The organism is Branchiibius hedensis (genome assembly GCF_900108585.1).
Lineage (GTDB): Bacteria > Actinomycetota > Actinomycetes > Actinomycetales > Dermatophilaceae > Branchiibius > Branchiibius hedensis.
In genome coordinates this window covers 1,286,945-1,308,074 of the sequence record NZ_UESZ01000001.1, presented here as the reverse complement: position 1 = coordinate 1,308,074, position 21,130 = coordinate 1,286,945, and the positions used below count along the sequence as shown (strand labels likewise).

At 67.7% G+C, this 21,130-nt stretch carries 14 protein-coding genes, 1 tRNA gene and 1 pseudogene; 11 read left to right on the top strand and 5 right to left on the bottom strand.

Going from position 1 to position 21,130, the window contains the following annotated elements; translation table 11 throughout:
• Positions 1-106: 106 nt before the first annotated feature.
• A complete protein-coding gene (locus tag DR843_RS06430) occupies positions 107-1,753 on the bottom strand; it encodes an HNH endonuclease signature motif containing protein (protein WP_146202499.1) in 1,647 nt (548 codons plus the stop codon).
• 279 nt (positions 1,754-2,032) lie between these two features.
• Between DR843_RS06430 and mraY the strand changes: the two genes are divergently transcribed.
• Positions 2,033-3,133 (top strand): phospho-N-acetylmuramoyl-pentapeptide-transferase, encoded by a 1,101-nt coding sequence (gene mraY / locus DR843_RS06425; protein WP_109684619.1) that lies wholly within the window; start codon positions 2,033-2,035, stop codon positions 3,131-3,133.
• Here mraY and DR843_RS06420 read toward each other — a convergent pair.
• Complete coding sequence (locus DR843_RS06420; protein ID WP_245934027.1) at positions 3,117-3,590, bottom strand: HIT family protein; 474 nt, start codon at positions 3,588-3,590, stop codon at positions 3,117-3,119. The genes mraY and DR843_RS06420 overlap by 17 nt on opposite strands.
• 19 nt (positions 3,591-3,609) lie before the next feature.
• Between DR843_RS06420 and DR843_RS06415 the strand changes: the two genes are divergently transcribed.
• The 5 genes from DR843_RS06415 to DR843_RS06395 are packed head-to-tail and all read left to right on the top strand — an operon-like array spanning position 3,610 to position 12,863.
• On the top strand, positions 3,610-5,010 hold the full coding sequence (locus tag DR843_RS06415) for a DNA polymerase IV (RefSeq protein WP_109684618.1): 1,401 nt from the start codon (positions 3,610-3,612) through the stop codon (positions 5,008-5,010).
• Between the two features lie 59 nt (positions 5,011-5,069).
• Positions 5,070-8,474 (top strand): transglutaminase family protein, encoded by a 3,405-nt coding sequence (locus DR843_RS06410; RefSeq protein WP_109684617.1) that lies wholly within the window; start codon positions 5,070-5,072, stop codon positions 8,472-8,474.
• Positions 8,475-8,486: 12 nt separating this feature from the next.
• Complete coding sequence (locus tag DR843_RS06405) at positions 8,487-11,024, top strand: circularly permuted type 2 ATP-grasp protein (RefSeq protein ID WP_109684616.1); 2,538 nt, start codon at positions 8,487-8,489, stop codon at positions 11,022-11,024.
• A complete protein-coding gene (locus DR843_RS06400; protein WP_109684615.1) occupies positions 11,024-11,950 on the top strand; it encodes a transglutaminase family protein in 927 nt (308 codons plus the stop codon). Before DR843_RS06405 ends, DR843_RS06400 begins: the two co-directional genes overlap by 1 nt.
• A gap of 28 nt (positions 11,951-11,978) precedes the next feature.
• Entirely contained in the window at positions 11,979-12,863 is an 885-nt protein-coding gene (locus DR843_RS06395; RefSeq protein WP_109684614.1) for a serine hydrolase, read from the top strand.
• 1 nt (position 12,864) lies between these two features.
• On the opposite strand, the gene DR843_RS06390 is transcribed toward DR843_RS06395, so the two are convergent.
• Entirely contained in the window at positions 12,865-14,796 is a 1,932-nt protein-coding gene (locus DR843_RS06390) for a potassium transporter Kup (protein WP_109684613.1), read from the bottom strand.
• A 60-nt stretch (positions 14,797-14,856) separates the two neighbouring features.
• Entirely contained in the window at positions 14,857-15,534 is a 678-nt protein-coding gene (locus tag DR843_RS06385) for a TetR/AcrR family transcriptional regulator (protein ID WP_109684612.1), read from the bottom strand.
• On the opposite strand from DR843_RS06385, the pseudogene DR843_RS06380 reads away from it, so the two are divergent.
• Positions 15,446-16,210 (top strand): annotated as a pseudogene (locus DR843_RS06380) (DUF4386 domain-containing protein); the annotation flags it as partial. The gene DR843_RS06385 and the pseudogene DR843_RS06380 sit on opposite strands and share 89 nt — an antisense overlap.
• A gap of 120 nt (positions 16,211-16,330) precedes the next feature.
• Here DR843_RS06380 and DR843_RS06375 read toward each other — a convergent pair.
• Positions 16,331-16,413 (bottom strand) — tRNA-Leu (locus DR843_RS06375).
• A 75-nt stretch (positions 16,414-16,488) separates the two neighbouring features.
• On the opposite strand from DR843_RS06375, the gene DR843_RS06370 reads away from it, so the two are divergent.
• The 4 genes from DR843_RS06370 to DR843_RS06355 are packed head-to-tail and all read left to right on the top strand — an operon-like array spanning position 16,489 to position 21,125.
• A complete protein-coding gene (locus DR843_RS06370) occupies positions 16,489-16,782 on the top strand; it encodes an SRPBCC family protein (RefSeq protein ID WP_109684611.1) in 294 nt (97 codons plus the stop codon).
• A 9-nt stretch (positions 16,783-16,791) separates the two neighbouring features.
• A complete protein-coding gene (gene gtfA / locus DR843_RS06365; RefSeq protein WP_109684610.1) occupies positions 16,792-18,288 on the top strand; it encodes a sucrose phosphorylase in 1,497 nt (498 codons plus the stop codon).
• Positions 18,289-18,292: 4 nt separating this feature from the next.
• Positions 18,293-19,810: an ATP-dependent DNA ligase gene (locus tag DR843_RS06360; RefSeq protein ID WP_109684609.1), complete on the top strand. Its 1,518-nt coding sequence runs from the start codon at positions 18,293-18,295 to the stop codon at positions 19,808-19,810.
• Entirely contained in the window at positions 19,803-21,125 is a 1,323-nt protein-coding gene (locus DR843_RS06355) for a M20/M25/M40 family metallo-hydrolase (protein ID WP_109684608.1), read from the top strand. The genes DR843_RS06360 and DR843_RS06355 overlap by 8 nt, the downstream gene beginning before the upstream one ends.
• Positions 21,126-21,130: the final 5 nt, after the last annotated feature.

Here is a 21,130-nt window from a genome sequence, read left to right as displayed (position 1 = left end):
CCGCCGATACGTCGACTGCTGAGCATTGACGCGGCGGCGGCCGCCTTCGGTTGGTTCTAGTAGATCTGACCAAGCTCCGGCGGCCTCCGACGGCTCTTGGCTGCTGTCAGTCGCCGGGGTTCGTTTCGTAGGTGTGGCCGGCGGGGCTGGTCCAGGTGCAGATGCCTTCGGGTGTCATGGTGACGTGCCAGCCGCCTTCGTGTTTGGCGCGGTGGTGGTGGCGGCATAGGCATTGCAGGTTGTCGGCGGCGGTGTTGCCGTCGGGGTAGCGGATGACGTGGTCGATGTCGGACAGGGTGGCGGGTCGGGTGCAGCCGGGGAACCGGCAGTGCTGGTCGCGGGTTTTGACGAACCGGGCCAGTCGGGCACCGGGACGATACGACCGGTCCGCGGTTTCGATCACGGTCCCGGTGGTGGCGTCCGTGAGGGCCCGGGTCAGTTTCACTCCCAATTGTTGCGTCAACTCGGTGATCACGGCGGCGGGGATGATCCCGACCCGGGGCAGGAACACATCGCCCACCCCACCAGCAGTACTGCTCCCACCAGCGGTGACTACTGGCTTCACTGCACTCGACTCAGCCGAGATCGCATCGGGTGGTCCGGTATCTGGCGGGTCCCCATCGACCGACTCGCTGCGTGCGCGTGCTTCGGCGTTGAGGTCTGCGCGGTTGAGGTCTTCGAGTTCTTCGGCGATCAGGGCGCGTAGTTCTTCATCGAGTTGGTCGAGCCCGTTGATCGGGGTCAGGCCGTCTTCGTGCCAGTCGTAGTCCACTGACGCCTCATCGAACCCGTCGACCAGGTCATCCCAGTCCGGTTCCTCACACAACAACTCCTGCGCCGGTGCCGTTTCAGGAGCGGTGACGGGGATCGTGAACGTCACCTGGGTGTCCACCCCGACCCCGGTCAAGATCAGGTCGGTCAGGGCATCGACCCGGCACTGCGGCAACGTCTTACCGGTGGTGGTGACCTGGTGCAGTTCCCGGGCCAGGTCATCGACCGCCGCCATCACCTTGGCGGCTTCCAGGGTGGGGAGGACCGCGGTCAGCTGGGACAGGCCGGGTTCGTGATGCGGGGACACCCACACCCCCACCTGTGAGCGGCGCCTGGTCTGGGCGGCCCGGTCAGCACCGACCGGGTCCAGCCGGGCCCGTAACCGGCGCGCTTTCGCCCGCAACCGCACCGCCGTCATCGTTTCGGGGTCCCCGGCCAGGATCGTGTTTTCGATCGCCCGGGCGACGGGTGCGGGGGCTTCGGTGGTGACCTGCGCGACCGCGCAGGCTTTACCCGGGTCCAAGGTCCCGGACCCGACCCGGTCCACCAACCGCGGACACCGCTCAACCGTGTCGAGGGCTTCACCGAGGCGGGTGTTGCTGTGCCGATCCGACCAGCCCAGCCGGGTCCCGGTTTCCAGGGCGAACCATTCATCCACGAACGAGCCCGGGTCATGGCGGATCACCCGGTGGATCAGCATCGGATACGCGCCCTGGATGGGGTTCGGGTCATCCCGGTGCTCGATCGCCGCCGCCTGCGTCAACCGGTGCGACTGGATCGCCCAGGCACTGTTCTGCACGTGTTGCGCGGCGACAATGTCGCCCATCAAGTCTTCCTCGGACAACCCCGCATAATCACCCGAGACCCGGGCGTACGCGGCCTGCAGCAACCCCGCCGCCGCGCCCAACAACTCCGCCACCGACGCGTCCGGGCCCACCGGTGACAAGGTCACCGGGGTAGGAGCCGTAGCGGTCAAGGACATACCCCGATTGTACTGGTGTACGAACCCCGAAAACAGATATACACAACCTAAAATTGGCGCCTTCCGAGCACAACGCTGGTGGGTCGACGGGCGCCTCATCGGGGACGGCTCAGCAACGGACGGCGTGTTCCGATGGGCTCGAACGGTCTGGTCTGCCACTGTGGCGGTTGTGCCCCTGACCCCCTTCTGCACCCGCAGTCGGGAACCGCGAGCGCTTCCTTCCCTGAGCTGGCACCGCGTCCGCGAGGGAGCAGCCCAGCTGTGCACTGAGGGCCGGTCATGAAGCTCGTCGTCATCTCGGCCCTGGTGTCCGTCGTTCTGGGTTTGGTCGGTACCCGGTGGTTCATCACGCTGGCCACCCGCAAGGGGTGGGCGCAATATGTGCGCGACGACGGCCCGGTCACCCATCAGACCAAACGCGGAACGCCGCAGATGGGCGGCATTCCCATTCTCTTGTCGGCCGTCGCTGCGTACGCCGTCGCCCATCTGGTGACCTGGACGCCGCCGACCGCCTCCGGCTTGCTGGTGCTGTTCCTGATGCTCGGTACCGGCTTCGTGGGCTTTCTCGACGACTGGCGCAAGATCCGCCGCGAACGCTCGCTGGGCCTGACCGGCCGCGAGAAGCTGATCGGTCAGGCTCTCGTCACGGTGATCTTCGTCGTACTCGCCACCCGCTTTCCCCGCGACGGACTCACCCCTGCGAGCTTCCACATCTCCTTCCTGCGGGACACCTGGGTGAATCTCGCCTTTGCCGGCACCACCATCGGCCTGATCCTGCTGGTGCTGTGGGCCAACGTGATCATCGCCGGCGCCAGCAACGGTGTGAACCTCACCGACGGCCTCGACGGTCAAGCGGCCGGCGCGTGCGTGATGGTGTTCGGGGCGTACGTGCTCGTCGCGATCTGGCAGTTCAACCAGAGCTGCCAGACGGTGGCTGCGGCGCACTGTTACGCCGTCCGCGACCCGCTGGACCTGGCGGTGGTGGCAGCGGCGGTGATGGGCGGCTGTTTCGGGTTCCTGTGGTGGAACGCTTTCCCGGCAAGGCTGTTCATGGGCGATGTCGGTTCGCTCGGGCTGGGTGGCGCACTCGCCGGGCTCGCCATCACCACCCGGACCGAGCTGCTCATGGTCGTGCTCGGAGGACTGTTCGTCATCGTGACGATGTCCTCGATCTTGCAGACCGGCTACTTCAAACTCACCAAGCGCCGCAACGGTGGCGTCGGCAAACGACTGTTCAAGATGGCGCCGCTGCACCATCACTTCGAGCTGATCGGATGGGAACAGATCACCATCACGATCCGGTTCTGGATCATCTGCGGGTTGTGCGTTGCGTTCGGACTCGGACTGTTCTACGCCGAGTGGGTCACCGGCGCGAGCTGAGTCCCGCGATCTGTTCCCACGCACTGGTCACCTGCGCCGCTATCTCGTCGAGCGCTTCGTCGGGTAGCCAACGCGACGTGTCGTCGGTCAGGTAACCGAAGACGCGCGGCCCCTTCAGTTCGTCAGGCAGGTCAGCGGCGCGCGGCACGAGGTGAATGTGCAGGTGCCCGAAGCCTTCTGCTTCGGCGAACTGCATCACGTAGGTCTTCACGCAACCCGTGACTTCCCGTAGCGCCACGCTGAGACCGCGGATCAGCCCGCCGAGTTCGTCAGCTGCCGCCGCGGGCAGGTCGGCGAACGACATCACGTGGGTGCGGGGCACGAGGACCAGCCAGCCGGGCAGTGTGCTGTTGAAGGCGTGCGCCGCCCGCCAGTGCGCCGTCGAGACCACGTTCTCCCGCGGCGGCAGCGACTCGAGCGCCTCGTGACGGCAGGGGTAGCAGGAAGCGGTGTCCACGTCAGCGACGATAGGGGGCGTGCGTACGACGGCGAGCATCCTGCACCTGGATCTCGATGCCTTCTTCGCCGCCGTCGAGCAACGCGACAAACCCTCGCTGCGCGGCAAACCCGTCGTGGTCGGCGGGATCGGCAACCGCGGCGTGGTCGCTACCGCCAGTTATGAAGCCCGGGCGTACGGCGCGCGGTCGGCGATGTCGACCTCCGAGGCCCGCCGTCGCTGCCCACCGGGCACCGCCTTCCTCTTCCCACGCGGCGAGGCGTACCGCCGCTCCAGCCGCGTCGTCATGGACCTGCTGCGCGAACTCTCGGACAAAGTCGAGCAAGTCTCCGTCGACGAGGCGTACGTCGATCTGGCGGCTGACGGTGGACCTCACCTGAGCGTCGGCGAGGTCCGATCCCGCGCCGAGGAGCTCCTGGCCAGGATCGAAGAAGGCACCGGCGGGCTCACGGCCAGTGCCGGTGTCGGCAGCTCCAAGATGATCGCCAAGATCGCCTCCGACATGCACAAACCGCGCGGCCTGGTCATCGTCGCACCCGGCGACGAGGAGGACTTCCTGGCTCCACTGCCGGTTCGCGCACTCGGCGGGGTCGGCCCGGCCACCGCAGACCGGCTGCGCACCTTCGGCGTGGAAAAGGTCTCCGAGTTACGCCGGATGACCGAGCCTGACCTGGTCAGCATCTTCGGAAACGCCCACGGCTCAGGCCTGTTCACCATCGCCCGCGGGCAAGACGATCGCGAGGTGATCACCGAACGCGAGGCCAAGAGCATCTCCGCCGAGGAAACCTTCGACGTCGATGTCGTCGATCGCGCCGTCCTGAACGAGGAGCTCGCCCGTCTCGCCGATCGAGTCAGCGCACGCCTCGCCGAACACGGAGCCTTCGCCCGCACCGTGACGATCAAGGTCCGCCACCACGACTTCAGCACCTTCACCCGCAGCGTCACCACCGGCCATCCCACGGACGACCCCGCGGCGCTGCTCCGGCTGGCTATCGGGTTGCTCGAGGCCCACGACGTCAGTGACGGCCTGCGCCTGCTGGGCTTCGGCGTGTCGGGATTCGTCGCCCACGCCCAAGCTGCGCTGGACATGCAGTGGCCGGGGGAGGAGGACCTGCCGACGGCTACTGCCAGTGCCGAGGACGAGGTCGCAGGCGATCAGGTCGCCAACGCCTGGGGTTCGGCCCAGGCGATGGTCAGCCGCCCCGCGGCGTACGCGATGAATCCGGGTGACCCGGTGTGGCGCCCGGGTCAGGACGTGACCCATGAGCAGTTCGGTGCGGGCTGGGTCTGGGGTAGCGGTCGGGGCGTGGTAACGGTCCGCTTCGAAGGCCCACGCACCCAGCCGGGCAAGGTGCGCTCGTTCCGGGTCGGTGACGATGCGTTGCGGCCCGCCGATCCGCCGGACTGGACCACACCCTGACGACGCCGTCGTAACACCGGCGCAACACCGCCGCCGCATACCTCTGGCAAGGTAACCCTGTGACGATCCGGGTAGCCCTGCAACACCGCACGACGTACCGCTTCGACCAACCGGTGACGGTGCATCCACACACTGTCCGCCTGCGCCCGGCACCACACAGCCGGACGCCGATCGATTCGTACTCGTTGACGATCGACCCACCGAACCACTTCATCAACTGGCAACAGGACGCGTTCGGCAACTATCTGGCCCGGTTGGTGTTCCCCGAGAAGGTCTCCACCCTCGACATCTGTGTCGATCTGGTGGCGGACATGACCGTCATCAACCCCTTCGACTTCTTCGTCGAGGAGTACGCCGAGAACTTCCCCTTCACCTACCCCGACGCCCTGAAGGCCGACCTGGAGCCCTATCTGCGCCCGGTGGACGAGAACGGCAGCGGCCCCGGCCCGTTGGTGACGCAGTGGGTGGCCGACAACGTGGTCATCCCCGAGGACGGGATGCGGATCGTCGACTTCCTGGTCGACATCAACGCCAAGATCAATCGCGACGTCGACTACACGGTCCGTCTCGAACCGGGTGTGCAGAGTCCCGACCACACGCTGTCCGCCCATCTGGGCTCGTGCCGCGACAGCGCCTGGTTGCTGGTCAGCGTGCTGCGGCAACTGGGCCTGGCCGCACGGTTCGTCTCGGGCTACCTGGTGCAGCTGACCTCCGACATCCAGGCCATCGACGGTCCGAGCGGACCCGCGGAGGACTTCACCGACCTGCACGCCTGGGCCGAGGTCTACGTGCCGGGCGCTGGGTGGATCGGGTTGGACGCCACCTCAGGGCTGTTCGCCGGCGAGGGGCACATCCCGCTGTCCGCGACCCCGCACCCCAGCAGCGCCGCACCCATCTCCGGCGCCACCGATTTCGTCGGGGTGGACTTCGAGTTCAGCAACACCGTGCAGCGGGTCTTCGAGGACCCGCGTGTGACCAAGCCCTATTCCGATGACCAGTGGAGCCGCATCCAGCATCTCGGCCACCACGTCGACACCCTGTTGCAGGAGGGCGACGTCCGCCTCACGATGGGCGGCGAGCCGACGTTCGTCTCCGCCGATGACACTTCCACGCCCGAGTGGGAGACCGACGCCGACGGTCCCGACAAGCGCGAGCGGGCCGCCGACCTCGCCCGCCGTCTCAAGGCCCGGTGGGCGCCCGAGGGCCTCAGCTTCCACGGCCAGGGCAAGTGGTACCCCGGAGAACCGTTGCCGCGCTGGCTGATCGGGCTGATCTGGCGCACCGACGGCAAGGCGCTGTGGCACGACCAGGAACTGCTGGCCGACCCGTGGACCGAGTCGGACCTGAAACCCGGCAGCGTGCAGGCGGCCCGCCAGGTCCGGGCCGTTGCTCTGGGGATCGCCGCCCGCCTGGGTATCGACGCAAAACTCACCCGCGCGGCGTACGAGGATCCGTTGAACCAGTTGGCGCTCGAGGTCAGCCAGCCCGCCGGTGATCGGCCGGAGGAAGACGCCGACCCCGAGGAGCAGGGTGATGAGAAGACCCGCCGCAAGCTCGGCGCCCAGATCGACAAAGCTGCAGGTACGCCGGCCGGCTGGGTCATCCCCGTCTTCCCCGATCCCAAGGGCAAGGGCTGGGCGACCGCCCAGTGGCGCACGCGCCGGCGGCGGCTGTTCCTGACCGCCGGCACCTCACCCCTCGGCCTGCGGTTGCCGCTGAGCTCGATCGCGTGGAAGGAAGCGCCGTACGAACCGGATGCCTCACCGTTCGCCGCTCGCGGCGACCTGCCGGCGACCCGGCCGGTCCGCGGTGTCTCCAGGGTCAAGAAGGCCAAGGTCTACGACATCGAGGACTCGCCCCGCACGGCGTTGGCGGTCCAGGAGCGCGACGGTCACGTTTTCGTCTTCCTGCCACCGCTCACCAAGTTGGACGACGCGATCAAGCTGCTCGCCGCCATCGAAGGAGCCGCAGCGGCCGCCGGGCAACCGGTCGTCCTGGAGGGGTACGCCCCGCCTGGCGACCCCCGCACCAAGTCGCTGACCGTCACACCCGACCCCGGGGTCATCGAGGTCAACGTGCAGCCCACGTCGACCTGGGATGAGCTGCAGGAACTCACGACCACCCTCTTCGAGGACGCCCGGCACGCCCGCCTGACCACCGAGAAGTTCGACCTGGACGGCTCGCACACCGGCACCGGTGGCGGCAACCACATCACCCTCGGTGGCAGCTCGCCGAAGGACTCCCCGATGCTGCGCCGGCCGGATCTGCTGCGCAGCATGATCACCTTCTGGCAGCACCACCCGGCGTTGTCCTACGTCTTCTCCGGCAAGTTCATCGGCCCGACCAGTCAGTCGCCCCGGGTCGACGAGGGCCGCCACGAGACCCTCTACGAACTCGAGATCGCGTTCGCCGAGATGGACCGGGTGCTGGCCGAAGGGGAGCCGCGCCCGTGGCTGGTCGACCGGCTGCTGCGGCACCTGCTGACCGACATCACCGGCAACACCCACCGCAGCGAGTTCTGCATCGACAAGCTCTACAGCCCCGACAGTGACCGCGGTCGCCTGGGGCTGCTGGAGATGCGCGGCTTCGAGATGCCGCCGCACGCCCAGATGTCGTTGGTGCAGGGGCTGTTGGTGCGCTCCCTGGTCGCGCGGTTCTGGAACGAGCCCTACTCCGGGTCCCTGGTCCGGTGGGGGACGGCGCTGCACGACCGCTACCTGCTGCCCGCGTTCGCCGCGGCCGACCTGCGGGACGTCGTCGGTGACCTCAACGACTTCCTCGGCGACAACGGACCGTACTTCGACCAGACCTGGCTGGACCCGTTCCTGGAGTTCCGCTTCCCGCGGTTGGGGGAGGTCGACGTACTCGGCGTGCATCTGGAGTTGCGCACGGCCGTCGAGCCCTGGCACGTGCTGGGTGAGGAGGTCAGCCTCGGCGGCACCGCCCGGTACGTCGATTCCTCCGTCGAGCGGGTCCAGGTCGCCGCGACCGGGCTGGTCGAGGGCCGCCACGTCGTCACCTGCAACGGCATCCCGGTCCCACTGCAGCCGATCGCCGGCTCCGGCTGGGGTCTGGGCTCACCGGGCACCGGTTCGGCACCGGACACCTGGGTCGGTGGCGTGCGGTACCGCGCGTGGGCGCCGCCCAGTGCGTTGCACCCGACCATCGGTGTGCACTCGCCGCTGGTGTTCGACCTGGTCGACCGCTGGAACGGTCGCTCGCTGGGTGGGTTCACCTACCACGTGAGCCACCCCGGTGGCCGCGCCTACGACGATTACCCGGTCAACGCAGCCGCCGCGGAGTCCCGCCGCAACGCCCGGTTCTCCCGCACCGGCCACACTCCTGGGCGCGTCGACACCAGCAACTGGCCGCAGTACGAGTCCCTCGTGCGGCACGGCGCGGGGGAGTACCCGGCGACACTCGACCTGAGACGGTTTTCGGCGGGGACCCCACCCACCTCGTAAGGTGGGCCGATCATGACCCAGACCGACGACGCTTCCCCCGGCGTAATCGACGCGTATGCCCATCTGCTGCAAGAAGGTTCGGGCGGTGACGAGTTCCTCGTCGACGACTCCCTTCGGGACGGCAACGAAGCGCTCGCCCAGCGAGTGGACGCCCTCGGTGTCAACGGTCTGCGCGCCAGACGGGCGACGGTGCGCCGCGCCATCGAGGACGACGGGATCACGTACGGCGGTGCGCCGGGTTCGACGCGCGCCGGCCGGTGGAGCCTGGATCCACTGCCCACCATCCTGCCCGGCAGCGAATGGCAGCGCCTGCAGGCCGGGCTGGCCGAGCGGGCGCAGTTGCTCGATGAGATCCTCACCGACCTCTACGCCGACCAACGGCTGATCTCGACCGGCGTCATCCCGCCCGAGGCGATCCTCGGCCACCGCGGCTTCATCCATCAGGCGATCGGCACCCGCGTCCCCGGACCGAACCAGTTGATCCTGCCCTCCATCGACCTGGGCAGGGATTCCGATGGGGAATGGACCGTCATCGGTGACCGCTCCCAGGCTCCCTCGGGTGCTGGGTACGCGATGGCGGACCGGCGGATCATCGCCCGTGCGATGCCGGCGCTGTACCGGGACACCCCGATCGCCCGGTTGCGTGGGTTCTTCGACGACATGCGGTTCGCCCTGATGGACGTCTCGCCGCACCACGATCGCTCGCCCAAGGTGGTTCTCCTGTCGCCCGGCCCGGACAGTGAGACCGCGTTCGACCAGGCGTTCCTGTCTGCGCTGCTCGGCTTTCCGCTGGTGCAGTCCGAGGACCTGTCCACCCGCGACGGGCGGATCTGGATGCGGACGACGACCGGCGATCTCGAGCGGGTCGACGTCATCCTGCGCCGGGTCGATGCGGGTTGGTCGGATCCGCTGGAGTTACGTTCGGGCTCGCGCCTCGGCGTACCGGGACTCATCGAAGCCAACCGGCGTGGCCACGTCGCTGTGGTCAACCCGGTCGGTGCGGGGATCCTGGAGAACCCGGCGTTGTTGGCCTACCTGCCGCAGTTGTCGCGGGCCATCCTCGGCACCAGCCCGCGGTTGCCGGCGGCGCGCACCTGGTGGTGCGGGGACGCCCAGCACCGACGCGAGGCGTTGCCGCAGCTGGACAAACTCGTGATCAAGGCGATCAGTCGCGACAGTGGCTTCGTGACCCGCTTCGGCTGGGAGCTGAGCCAGGAGGAACTGGCCGACCTGCGCACCCGGATCGAGGCGCAGCCATGGGCGTGGGCACTGCAGGACCCGGTGTCCCTGTCGACGGTGCCGGTCGTCACCAATGACGGCCTGATGCCTCGCCGCCTGGTGCTGCGCGCTTTCGGCGTCGCCCGGGACGGCAGCTACCGCTTCATGCCCGGTGGGTTGGGCCGGTTGTCCACCGACAGCAGCAGCCGGATGGTCAGCAACGCCCTGGGCGGTCAGGCCAAGGACATCTGGGTGCTGGCGGCTGATGAGACCGCCGGACCGGAGTTGTTCACTCCGATCGGTGTTGCCACCGCCCAGTTGCCCGGCCTGGCCGCGGCCGAGGTCGCGGTGGCACCGCGTGTCGCGGACGATCTGTTCTGGCTGGGTCGGTACGCCGAGCGTGCCGAGGCCGCCACCCGGATGTCGATCGTGGCCGATGACCTACTGGCCGACACGATGGGCCGCACCGGATCGCTGGGAGCCGCCGCAACCAGGATCTTCCTCGACGCGCTGAGCGCCGTCACCACGGTCCGTGCCAGCGCTGCCGAGGAGGGGGTCGGCCACGATCAGGAACTGTTGCGCAAGGTCCTGGTGGGTCCGGGGACCGGCACCATCTCCTACGCAGTGCGCCACCTGATCCGCAGTTCACTCGCAGTGCGGGAGCTGTTGTCCAGCGACACCTGGCTGATCGTCAGTCGCCTGAGCCGGGTGATCGAGCCGGACGAAGTCAACGAGGATCAACCCCTGCAACCGGTGCTCGCCCAGGTGCTGGAATCCTTGATCGCCGTCGCGGGTCTGGGCGCCGAGAGCATGGTGCGCGACCAGGTGTGGGCCTACCTCGAAGCCGGTCGGCGGATCGAGCGGGCGCAGCACACCGTCACGATGCTGTCGCACACGTTGGCCGAGGAGCGCTCGCCGGTCATCGAGGGCCAGGTCATCGAGGCGGTGCTGCGTGCTACCGATAGCGTCATCACCCACCGCCGGCGTCTGTCGGCCGGGCACAGCGACGGCGGCCCCGTGCAAGGGGCGCTGGCGTTGCTGTTGTCGGACCGGACCAATCCGCGCTCGGTCCGTTACCAACTCGACCAGATGGTGGCGGCCATGTCGCACGCACCCAACAAGGACCTCGACGAGCGCATCGCTGCGGTGACGACGACGCTCGCGACGATGGATCTGGAAGAACTCACGCGTGGTAAGCGCGCCGCGTTGCGAATCACCTTGGGGGAGTTGGGGACCGAGTTGCACGAGTTGGCTGCCGAGATCGAACGGGTGCACTTCGTACGCCGTGCCAACCAGATGTCGCTCACCGGCGGCGGATTGGTGATCAGCTGATGGCCGCCGACTGGGGTGATGTGCACGCCCGGCGCAGTTACGAGGTGCGGCACCGCACGACGTACAACTATGACGATTTCGTGACGACGTCGTTCGCTCGCTCGTGCCTGCGCCCGCGCAGCACCGCGCACCAGCAGGTCATCAGCAACCGGATCGAGGTGTTGCCGGGCGCCGATGTGCTCACGGAGCACGTGGACTATTTCGGCAACTACAGCCACTACATCGAGATCCGCACCCGGCACACGCAGTTGGAGGTCGCCAAGACGTCGGTCGTCGACGTGACCTGGCCGCAGGTGGATGTCGATGAGGTCAACCAGTGGACCGTTGCCCAGGCCGCCTTGCAGTTGCGCGACCCGGCAGTGTTCACCCCGGCCGAGCATGCGTCGTACACCCTGCCCTCGGATCTGGTGGTGCTCTCCCCGGAGGTGAAGGAGTACGCCGCGCAGATCCTGCCGCCCGACCGACCGTTGGGCGACGCGCTGGTGGACCTGTACGAGTCCATCTACCGCGACTTCAGCTACCAGAAGGGGGCAACGTCGGTCACGACCACCCTCGCCGAGGTGCTGGCGGAACGGGCTGGCGTCTGCCAGGACTTCGCGCATCTGGCCGCTGGTTGCCTGCGGGTAGTGGGGCTGCCCGGCCGCTACGTCAGCGGGTACATCGAGTCACGGCCACCTGACGGTAAACCTAAGCTTGAGGGTTCTGACGCCACCCATGCGTGGACTTCGACACGGCTACCGGACGGTCGATGGGTCGACCTGGACCCGACCAACAATCATTTCGCCGACTCCCGCTACATCGTGACCGCATGGGGCCGGGACTTCCGCGATGTGTCCCCGCTCAAAGGCGTGATCTTCACAGAGTCCAAGAAGAGCACGCTGAAGGTGGCTGTGGACGTCATCCCGTTGGAGCGCCTGCCTGTCTGAGACAGGAACAGGCCTTACGATTCCGAGCGTGACCGTCCAACCGCCGCGTCGTTCGGTTCTGATTGCTGCCCTGGCCATGCCGGCGTTGGCGGCGTGCGCCAACGCCGAGGGGCGCCCGCCGGTCGGCCGTGGCAGTGGCCAGGCACCCAGCGGTGCCCGGCTGATGAGCACTGCGAGCACCCCACCCGTACCCAGCATCAGCCGGGCGGCACTGACGGCCGTCGCCGCAAAATACCTGGCGACCCGTACGGCGACCCTCGGGTTCTCGTTGCACGACCACCGCACCGGGGTGCAGTTGCACTATCGGCCGATGAAGAACGAGACCGCAAGCAGCATCAAGGTATTGGTGCTCGCGGCCACTTTGCGGATCGCGGCGGAGAAGAAGCGATCGTTGACTGCCACGCAGAAGGCGTTGGCGACGCAGATGATCGAGTACAGCGACAACAACGCGACGACCACACTCTTCCGAGCCGCCGGTTACCGCAACGTTCAGCGGGTCGCCGGCCTCTTCGGACTGACCAGTACCACCATCAACCCGGCCTGGGGGATCTCGACCACGACCCCGGCGGACTGGGTGAAGTTGATGGACCATGTCGTGCGTGGCAGTACGGTCTTGTCGGTCGCCGACCGTGCTTACATCCGTTCCCTGATGAGCCACGTGACCACGACCCAGCGCTGGGGGGTCGCCAACCCACCCGTCACCGGTGCGACGATCGCGCTGACCAAGAACGGCTGGCTGCCTTACAAGGGGGTGTGGCGGGTCAACTCGATGGGCTACCTCGAAGGGCACGGCCGCAAATACACCCTCGCGATCCTGAGCAGGTCACCCAAGGGCTTCGACTACGGCGTGCAGACCCTCAACGGGTTGTCGACGACGTTGTTCACCGCCCTCAGCAAACAACTGGTTGCCTGAGCTATACCAGCACGTTGGTTCCCATGATGATCGTGCGCGCCGGCGGTAGGCGGTAGTACTCGGTCGGGTCCGCGGCGTTGTGCGCCATCGCAGTGAAGAGCCGCTTGCGCCACTTGCTCATGCTCGGTAATTCCGTGCGCGACAACGTGATCCGGGACAGGAAGTACAACGCCGTGTCCGGATCGACCGGCAACCCCAAGGATGTCGCGCCGGCCAGGGAGCGGGGTACATCCTGCACGTCCTGGAACCCGTAGGTCACCGTGACGTGGTGGATGTGATGCGAGGGGTGCCCGATCGTGGTCACGGTGACGCGCTCCTCCTCGGGCACGTACGGCACGTTCGCGGAGATCGCCGACAGGATTACGACCGACTCATGCAGCACCTTGTTGAAGGTGACGTTCTCCCGCAGCGCCAACGGCGTCGTCTGGTCGTCCGGATGCAGAAAAACGGCGGTGCCGGGCACCCGGCTCAGATCCTGTTGCTGCAACTCGGTGACGAACGGTACGAGTTTGCCTTCCAGCTTCTGGCGGCGTTCGGTGACCAGCGTGCGGCCGCGCTGCCAGGTCATCATCACCAGAACCACGACGGAGGCGATCAGCAGCGGCAGCCAGCCGCCGTGGGCGACCTTGGTCAGGTTGGCGACGAAGAAGGTCAGCTCCAGCCAGCCGAACAACGAACCGACCGCGATCAGCTTCCACCGCGGCCAGTGCCACGCGGCTTGGGCGTGCACGAGGAAGAGCACCGTGGTGATCAGGAACGTGCCGGTGACCGCCAAGCCGTAGGCGGTGGCGAGCTTCGAGGAGTGCTGGAAGATCAGCAACAAGGTGATCACGCCGGCGAACAGCACCCAGTTGACCGCGGGCAGATAGATCTGTCCGCCCTCTTTGTGCGAGGTGTGCCGCACGGTGAGCCGGGGCAGGTAGCCCAGCCGGATGGCCTGGTTGGTGACCGAGTACGAGCCGGAGATCACTGCTTGGGAAGCGATCACCGTGGCCAGGGTGGCCAGGATGACCAGTGCCAGCTGGGCCCAGTCCGGCGCCAGCCGGAAGAACGGGTTGCTCAGCGCGTCGGGCTCTTCGCGGATCAACGCCGCCTGGCCGAGGTAGTTGAGCGTGAGGGCTGGGAACACCAGGAAGAACCAGGCCCGGCGGATGGGTGAGCGACCGAAATGGCCCATATCGGCGTACAACGCCTCGGCACCGGTGATGGACAGCACGATGGCGCCCATCGCAATGAACGCGATGCCCGGATGATCGACGATGAACAGCACGGCGTACGACGGGGACAGCGCCCGCAGGATCGCCGGATCCCGGACGATCTGCCGCAGCCCCAGGAGCGCGAGCACGGTGAACCAGAGGACCATCACCGGGCCGAAGACGCGGCCCACCAATTCGGTGCCGAACCGCTGGACCAGGAAGAGGGCCACGATGATCGTGACGCCGATCGGCAGGACCAGATGCGCCAGGCTGGGCGCCGGCACCTCCAGACCTTCGATGGCCGACATCACCGAGATGGCCGGTGTGATGACGCTGTCGCCGTAGAACAGCGATGCCCCGAGCACACCGAGCACCATCACGACGGCCCATCGCCGGCCGCCCGGGCGTACGTGTTTGCGGGCCAGCGCGGCCAGGGCCATGACGCCACCCTCGCCGTCGTTGTCAGCACGCAGGATCAAGGTCACGTACTTCACGGACACGATCAAGGTGATCGCCCAGAAGATCAGGGAGACAACGCCGTACACGTCGGCGTCGTTGTTCTTGACGATGCCTTTGTCGAGGGTGAAGACCGTCTGGAATGCGTAGAGCGGGCTGGTTCCGATGTCGCCGAACACCACACCCAGTGCGCCCAGGATGAGCGCCGCGGCACCGGCGCGGTGGATCGGACGTACGTCGCTCGAACGCCCCGCAGGGGACGGACGGGAATCTTCGGCCACTTCGACCCTTCGGGGGACTGCGGATGTCGAGGTACTAGCGCTGGCTGGCCGACTCTATCTCTACATCGACCCCTGCGAGGTCCAGGTCTGCTCCTGTAGACGCGCGATGGCATCGAGGAGCAGGGTGAGCGTGAAGTCGAACTCGAAATCCTCGTCGCAACTGGTTGCTTCGGGCCGCAGCCGGCGCGCCTCGGCGGCCACCTGCAGGATGCCCGGGTAATCGGCTGGATCCGGACTCGGGGCGGTGCTCCTGGCGCTCACCGATGCGTGCGGATGCTCGTTGAACAGTTCCGGGCTGAAGCCCCAGATCCGGTTCCCCAGGGCGTGCATCGCATGGTGCGTCAGATCGGGGGACAGTCCGCCGCGCAACATGATCTGGGTCAGGGTTTCCATGTGCCCGAGCACGGCCGGGGTGAGCAGCGTGCGGGTCTCGATCGCTCGCCGTACCCAGGGCCGTTGGGTCACCTGGGCCCGTGCGCGACGTACGACGATCGCGAACTCCTCCTGCCAGGTGCCGGCCGGGGTGGCCGGATCCTGCCCGAACCGGGTCACGATCGCGGCCACCATGCCGTCGATGAGGTCGTCCTTGTCGCCCACGTGTTTGTAGAGGGCCATCGGTACGACGCCGAGCGCGGTGGCCACGCTGCGCATGCTGACGGCCTCGAGCCCGGCCTCGTCGGCCACGTCGATGGCGGCGGCGATGATCCGTTCTCGGCTGAGCGGGGTGCGTGCAGTCATCTCGTTCCTGATCTGGCCCGGTGCGTGGTGCCGCCTTGACCTGGTGTACGGCGTCCACCTAGTCTGCCAGAACACTTGGTGTACGGCGTACACCACGGCTGAGGGAGATGAGCTTGTGAACTTTCGAGTGCTGTCCTGGTGGGCCGGTGGGCTCTACCTGGTGACACATGTGACCTCGGTGGCTGCCGTCCTGCTGTACGGCGGTCAGTCCTATGCCGCCGATGCGAACCTGGCGGGTCGCGGGCCGGTCCTGCTAGGGGCGGTCTGCGAGATCGTGCTGGCGGTGGCGGTGGTCGGCACCGCCGCCGCGTTGTTTCCTCTGATCGCGCCGCGCTCCGGTGCGGTGGCCGGCGGGTACCTGGGTCTTCGCACCCTCGAAGCGGGCGTGATTCTCGCCGGCGTGGTCGCCATCCTGCCCGTGGTCGCACGGCCCGCAACGATGGCCGGACCGCAGTTGGGTGCCGGGCAGGTACACGCGCTCCGGCTCCTGCACGACTGGACCTTCCTGGTCGGCCCGGGTCTGATCGTGCCGTTCCACACCGTGCTGCTCGCCTGGTTGCTGCTGCGCACGCAGCTCGTGCCGCGGGCTATCGCCGTCCTCGGACTGGTCGGCGCGGTGGTGATCGGCGTCGTCAACCTCTCGGTGCTGGCCGGCCTCTGCGACGTGATCCCGCTCGCCGCCGTTCCTGTGTTCCTGTGGGAGATCTCTCTCGCGGTCTACCTGCTGGTGCGCGGGATCGCCCCGGAACGCAACGATCCCCTCCGGGCGGGGCCACAGAGGGGATCTATCGGTGAGTGTCCGGAGGGGGACTTGAACCCCCACCCCCTTTCGGGGACTAGCACCTCAAGCTAGCGCGTCTGCCATTCCGCCACCCGGACGGGGTTGCGACCGTGAACGTTAGCACGGCGAGTGCCTGCCTCCCGAATCGTTCTGCTGGCTGCCAGACTTCGCTCATGGCGCTGATCACCAGGACGTTCACGACGGCACCGGGGCGGTTGTTCCGGGCCTTCACCGATCCGGTCGAACTCGCCGCCTGGTGGCCGACCACCGCAGCTGACCCGACGCAGACCGTCCGCTCGGAGCCGGGACACCTGCTGGAACTCGCGGACGCCGACGGCCAGCACACGATCCTCACCTTCGCCCCCGATCCGGCCGGTTGCCTGCTCACCGTGCAGCGCGCCGATGAGGCACCGCCGTGGTCGGCTGACCTGGACAAATTGGACGCTCTGGTCGATCCGCCGCGTTAGGGTCTGCGGGTGCGTAATCAGGTCCAACTCATTGCCTACGCCGACCGGTTCGGCGGCACCATCGACGGGGTGCATCGCCTCCTCGACGAAAAGTTCTCCGGTGCCTTCGGTGGGGTTCACGTCCTACCCTTCTACTCGCCGTACGACGGGGCGGACGCCGGTTTCGACCCGATCGACCACACCAGTGTCGACCCCCGCCTGGGGAGTTGGACGGACATCAAGGCGCTGGCTGCGACGTACGACGTGATGGCCGACCTGATCGTCAACCACGTCTCTTCCCAGTCACCCCAGTTCCAGGACGTCGTCGCGAAGGGCCGGGACTCGGCGTACGCCCCGATGTTCCTGACCATGTCCTCGGTCTTCCCCGATGGCGCCACGGAAGCGGACCTGACGGCGATCTACCGGCCCCGGCCCGGGCTGCCGTTCAGCGCGATGCGCCTCGGCGGTGAGTTGCGGTACGTCTGGACCACCTTCACCCCGCAACAGATCGACATCGACATCACCTCCGATGCGGGCCGCGACTACTTACACCAGATCCTGGATGCAGTCGCCGACGCCGGTGTCGGGTTCGTGCGCCTCGATGCGGTGGGTTACGCCGTGAAGACACCGGGTACGTCGTGTTTCATGACCCCGGAGACGTTCGACTTCATCGCCGCGTTCACCCAGCGGGCCCGCGAGCGCGGCGTCGAGGTGCTGGTCGAGGTGCACTCGTATTTCCGGGACCAGGTCGCGATCGCCGAGAAGGTCGACTACGTCTACGACTTCGCGTTGCCGCCCCTGCTGCTCTACGCGTTCTCCAGTGGCGACGGTCAACCGCTCGCGGCGTGGCTCCGGGATCGGCCGACCAATGCGGTCACCGTGCTGGACACCCACGACGGCATCGGCATCATCGACGCCGGCCCGCGGCGTGGCGAGAAGCCCGGCGATCCGATCCGCCCCGGCCTGCTGACCGAGGAGCAGGTCGACGCGTTGGTGGCGGGGATCCACGAACGCACCGGCGGCAGCAGTCAGGCGGCCAGCGGTGCGACTGCCTCGAATCTCGATCTCTACCAGATCAATTCGACCTACTACGACGCTCTTGGCCGCGACGACGCGGCGTATCTGGCGGCGCGTGCGATTCAGTTCTTCGCGCCCGGCATCCCGCAGGTCTACTACGTCGGCGCGCTGGCTGGAGGCAACGACAGCGAACTGCTGGCGCGCACGAACGTCGGCCGGGACATCAACCGGCACTACTACGACGACGCCGAGATCGACGCCGCCCTTGACCGCCCGGTGGTGCAGGCGCTGCTGCAGTTGTGTCGACTGCGCAACAGCATCGGGGCCTTCGACGCGGCTGATCTGCAGGTCACGTTGGCCGGGACTGTCCTCACCCTGCACCGCGGCGGCGCTCAGGGCCCTCGCGCCTGCCTGACCGTCGACCTGGCCGATGGATCTGCATCGATGGACTGGACCGACACCGTCGGGGTGACAGGGCGGCTGGAGGACCTGCGGCAACTGCTTGACTGAGCGGATGCTGCTGTCGCAGGTCGTCGAGGTTTCTGGCCGGGTCGGGTCGACCAGGGCCCGCAACGCCAAGATCGAGCAGTTGGCGGCGATTCTGCGCTCGGCCGAGCCGGACGACGTGCCGTTGGTGACGGCCTACCTCACCGGTGCGTTGCCGCAGCGCCGTCCCGGGGTCGGCTGGCGTAGCGTCCGCGACCTGCCGACGCCGGCCACCCAGCCCTCGCTGACCGTGCAGGATGTCGATCGGGCTGTGAGTGCGATGGAACGTCTCTCCGGCCCCGGGTCCGTGGCGGGTCGTTCCGCACTGGTCGCCGACCTCTTCGGGGCCGCGACGCAGGACGAACAGCGTTTCCTGGTGGGCTTGTTCACGGGGGAGTTGCGGCACGGCGCGCAGGACGGTGTCATGCAGTCCGCGATCGCCGAGGCGTTCGAGGTGCCTGTGGCCGCCGTACGCCGAGCGGCCATGTTGGCCGGGGACCTCACCGACGTCGCCGCGACCGCCCGATCCTCCGGGTCGGAGGGTCTGCAGCAGGTGGACCTGGTGGTGGGGCGACCACTGCGCCCGATGCTGGCGGGTAGCGCGCCGAGCGTTGACGCGGCGTACGGCGATGATGAGCAGCGGCGGTTCGATGTCGAATGCAAGCTCGACGGGATCCGGTTGCAGGCGCACAAAGACGGTGAGCGGGTCTGGCTGTTCACACGCAGTCTGGACGACATCACCGAGCGGCTGCCGGAGGTGGTCGAGGTGGTCCGGGCGTTGCCTGCGCAGACCGCGGTCCTGGACGGGGAAGCGATCGCGTTGCGAGCCGATGGCCGTCCCGAACCGTTCCAGGTCACGGGTGCCCGCACGGCCAGCGCCGACGGGGTCCCGGTGAGCACGTTCTTCTTCGACCTGTTGCATCTGGACGGTCGCAACCTGCTGGACCAACCGCTGACCGAGCGGATCGCCACGCTCGAGCAACTCGTCGCGCCCCCGAACCGGATCCCCAGACGCGCGGGAGCCGACCTGGCCGCAGCGCGCGCCGCGTTCGAGGAGTGGGTCGGTGCCGGGCACGAGGGCGTCGTGCTGAAGGACCCGGGCGTGGTCTACGCGGCCGGCCGGCGCGGCGCCGGCTGGGTCAAGGTGAAACCGCGACACACCCTGGACCTCGTGGTGCTCGCGGTCGAGCGAGGAAGCGGTCGGCGCAGCGAATGGCTGTCGAACATCCACCTCGGTGCTCGTGATCCGCAGACCGGCGAATTCGTCATGGTGGGAAAGACTTTCAAAGGGATGACCGACGAAATGTTGCGCTGGCAGACCCAGCGCTTCACCGAGTTGGCGGACGGTCCGGCGGACGGTTGGACGGTCCGCGTGCGTCCGGAGCAGGTGGTCGAGATCGCCTTCGACGGGGTGCAACGCTCGAGCCGGTATCCCGGTGGGGTGGCTCTGCGATTCGCCCGGGTGCTGCGTTACCGCGACGACAAGACCGCCGAGGCGGCCGATTCGATCGAGGAACTCAGGAGCCTAGGGTGGGAGAATGACTGATCAGCCCACTGCCCTCGATGAGGTCGTCCAGATCTGCCAGGACCTGATCGCCTTCGACACCAGCAACTTCGGCGACGGCAGCGGCCCTGGCGAACGCAAAGCCGCCGAGTACGTCGTGGGTCAGTTCGAGGAGGTCGGCCTCGAACCGGTCATCATCGAGAGCGACCCGGGCCGGGCCAGCGTGGTCGTTCGGATTCCGGGGGAGGACAGCGACCGGGGCGCCCTGGTCGTGCACGGCCACCTCGACGTGGTTCCGGCCACGGCCAGCGACTGGCAGGTCGACCCGTTCGGTGCCGAGATCAAGGACGGCTGCATCTGGGGGCGGGGCGCGGTCGACATGAAGGACATGGACGCGATGATCATCGCCAACGTCCGGGAACTGGCCCGGACCGGTCGCAAACCAGCCCGCGACCTGGTCATCGCTCTCTTCGCCGACGAAGAGGCGGGCGGCGCCAAGGGCAGCCACCACCTGGTCGCGAACCACCCCGAACTCTTCGAGGGGGCCACCGAGGCCATCAGTGAGGTGGGCGGGTACAGCATCACGTTCCCGAATGCGGCCGGTCGCGAGCAGCGGGCGTATCTGTTGCAGAGCGCCGAGAAGGGACTGGCCTGGCTGACCCTGCGTGCCACCGGCCGGGCAGGTCACGGCTCGGTGCCCAACCCGGACAACGCGGTGATGCACCTGGCGCAGGCGCTCACCCGGATCAGTGAGCACCCCTGGCCACGGCAGTACGGCGCGACGGTCCGAGCGCTGTTGGACGGCCTGGCGCAGTTGTCCGGTCGTAGCTACACCGACGAGGACCCCGAACCGGTGCTCGAACTGCTGGGCAGCACTCGCGGTTTCGTGGATGCGACCCTGCAGGACACGGTCAACGCGACGATGCTGGACGCGGGCTACAAGCACAACGTCATCCCGCAGACCGCCACCGCAGGGATCGACTGCCGATTCCTGCCCGGTCACGAGGAGGAGTTGATGGCCACCCTGCGCGACCTGGCGGGGGAGCACATCACCATCGAGACCGTCCACCGTGACATCGCCGTCGAAGCTCCCTACGACACCGACCTGGTCGAGGCGATGAAGCGCTCGCTGCTGGCAGAGGACCCGGAAGCCGCGATCCTGCCCTACTGCTTGTCTGCAGGTACTGACAACAAGGCGTTGAGCCTGCTGGGCATCAAGGGCTACGGGTTCACCCCGTTGCGGCTGCCGGCGGACCTGGACTTCGCGGCGATGTTCCACGGCGTGGACGAGCGAGTGCCGGTTGACTCACTGCTGTTCGGCACCCGGGTGCTCGGTCGCCTGTTGCAGGACTGCTGAGCCGG

Bases quoted from the DNA above. Each gene is read 5' to 3' on its own strand.
- DR843_RS06355 (WP_109684608.1), top strand. From the start codon at position 19,803: ATGACTGATCAGCCCACTGCCCTCGATGAGGTCGTCCAGATCTGCCAG.
- DR843_RS06385 (WP_109684612.1), bottom strand. From the start codon at position 15,534: ATGACTGCACGCACCCCGCTCAGCCGAGAACGGATCATCGCCGCCGCC.
- DR843_RS06370 (WP_109684611.1), top strand. From the start codon at position 16,489: ATGGCGCTGATCACCAGGACGTTCACGACGGCACCGGGGCGGTTGTTC.
- DR843_RS06400 (WP_109684615.1), top strand. From the start codon at position 11,024: ATGGCCGCCGACTGGGGTGATGTGCACGCCCGGCGCAGTTACGAGGTG.
- DR843_RS06360 (WP_109684609.1), top strand. From the start codon at position 18,293: ATGCTGCTGTCGCAGGTCGTCGAGGTTTCTGGCCGGGTCGGGTCGACC.
- mraY (WP_109684619.1), top strand. From the start codon at position 2,033: ATGAAGCTCGTCGTCATCTCGGCCCTGGTGTCCGTCGTTCTGGGTTTG.
- DR843_RS06405 (WP_109684616.1), top strand. From the start codon at position 8,487: ATGACCCAGACCGACGACGCTTCCCCCGGCGTAATCGACGCGTATGCC.
- DR843_RS06430 (WP_146202499.1), bottom strand. From the start codon at position 1,753: ATGTCCTTGACCGCTACGGCTCCTACCCCGGTGACCTTGTCACCGGTG.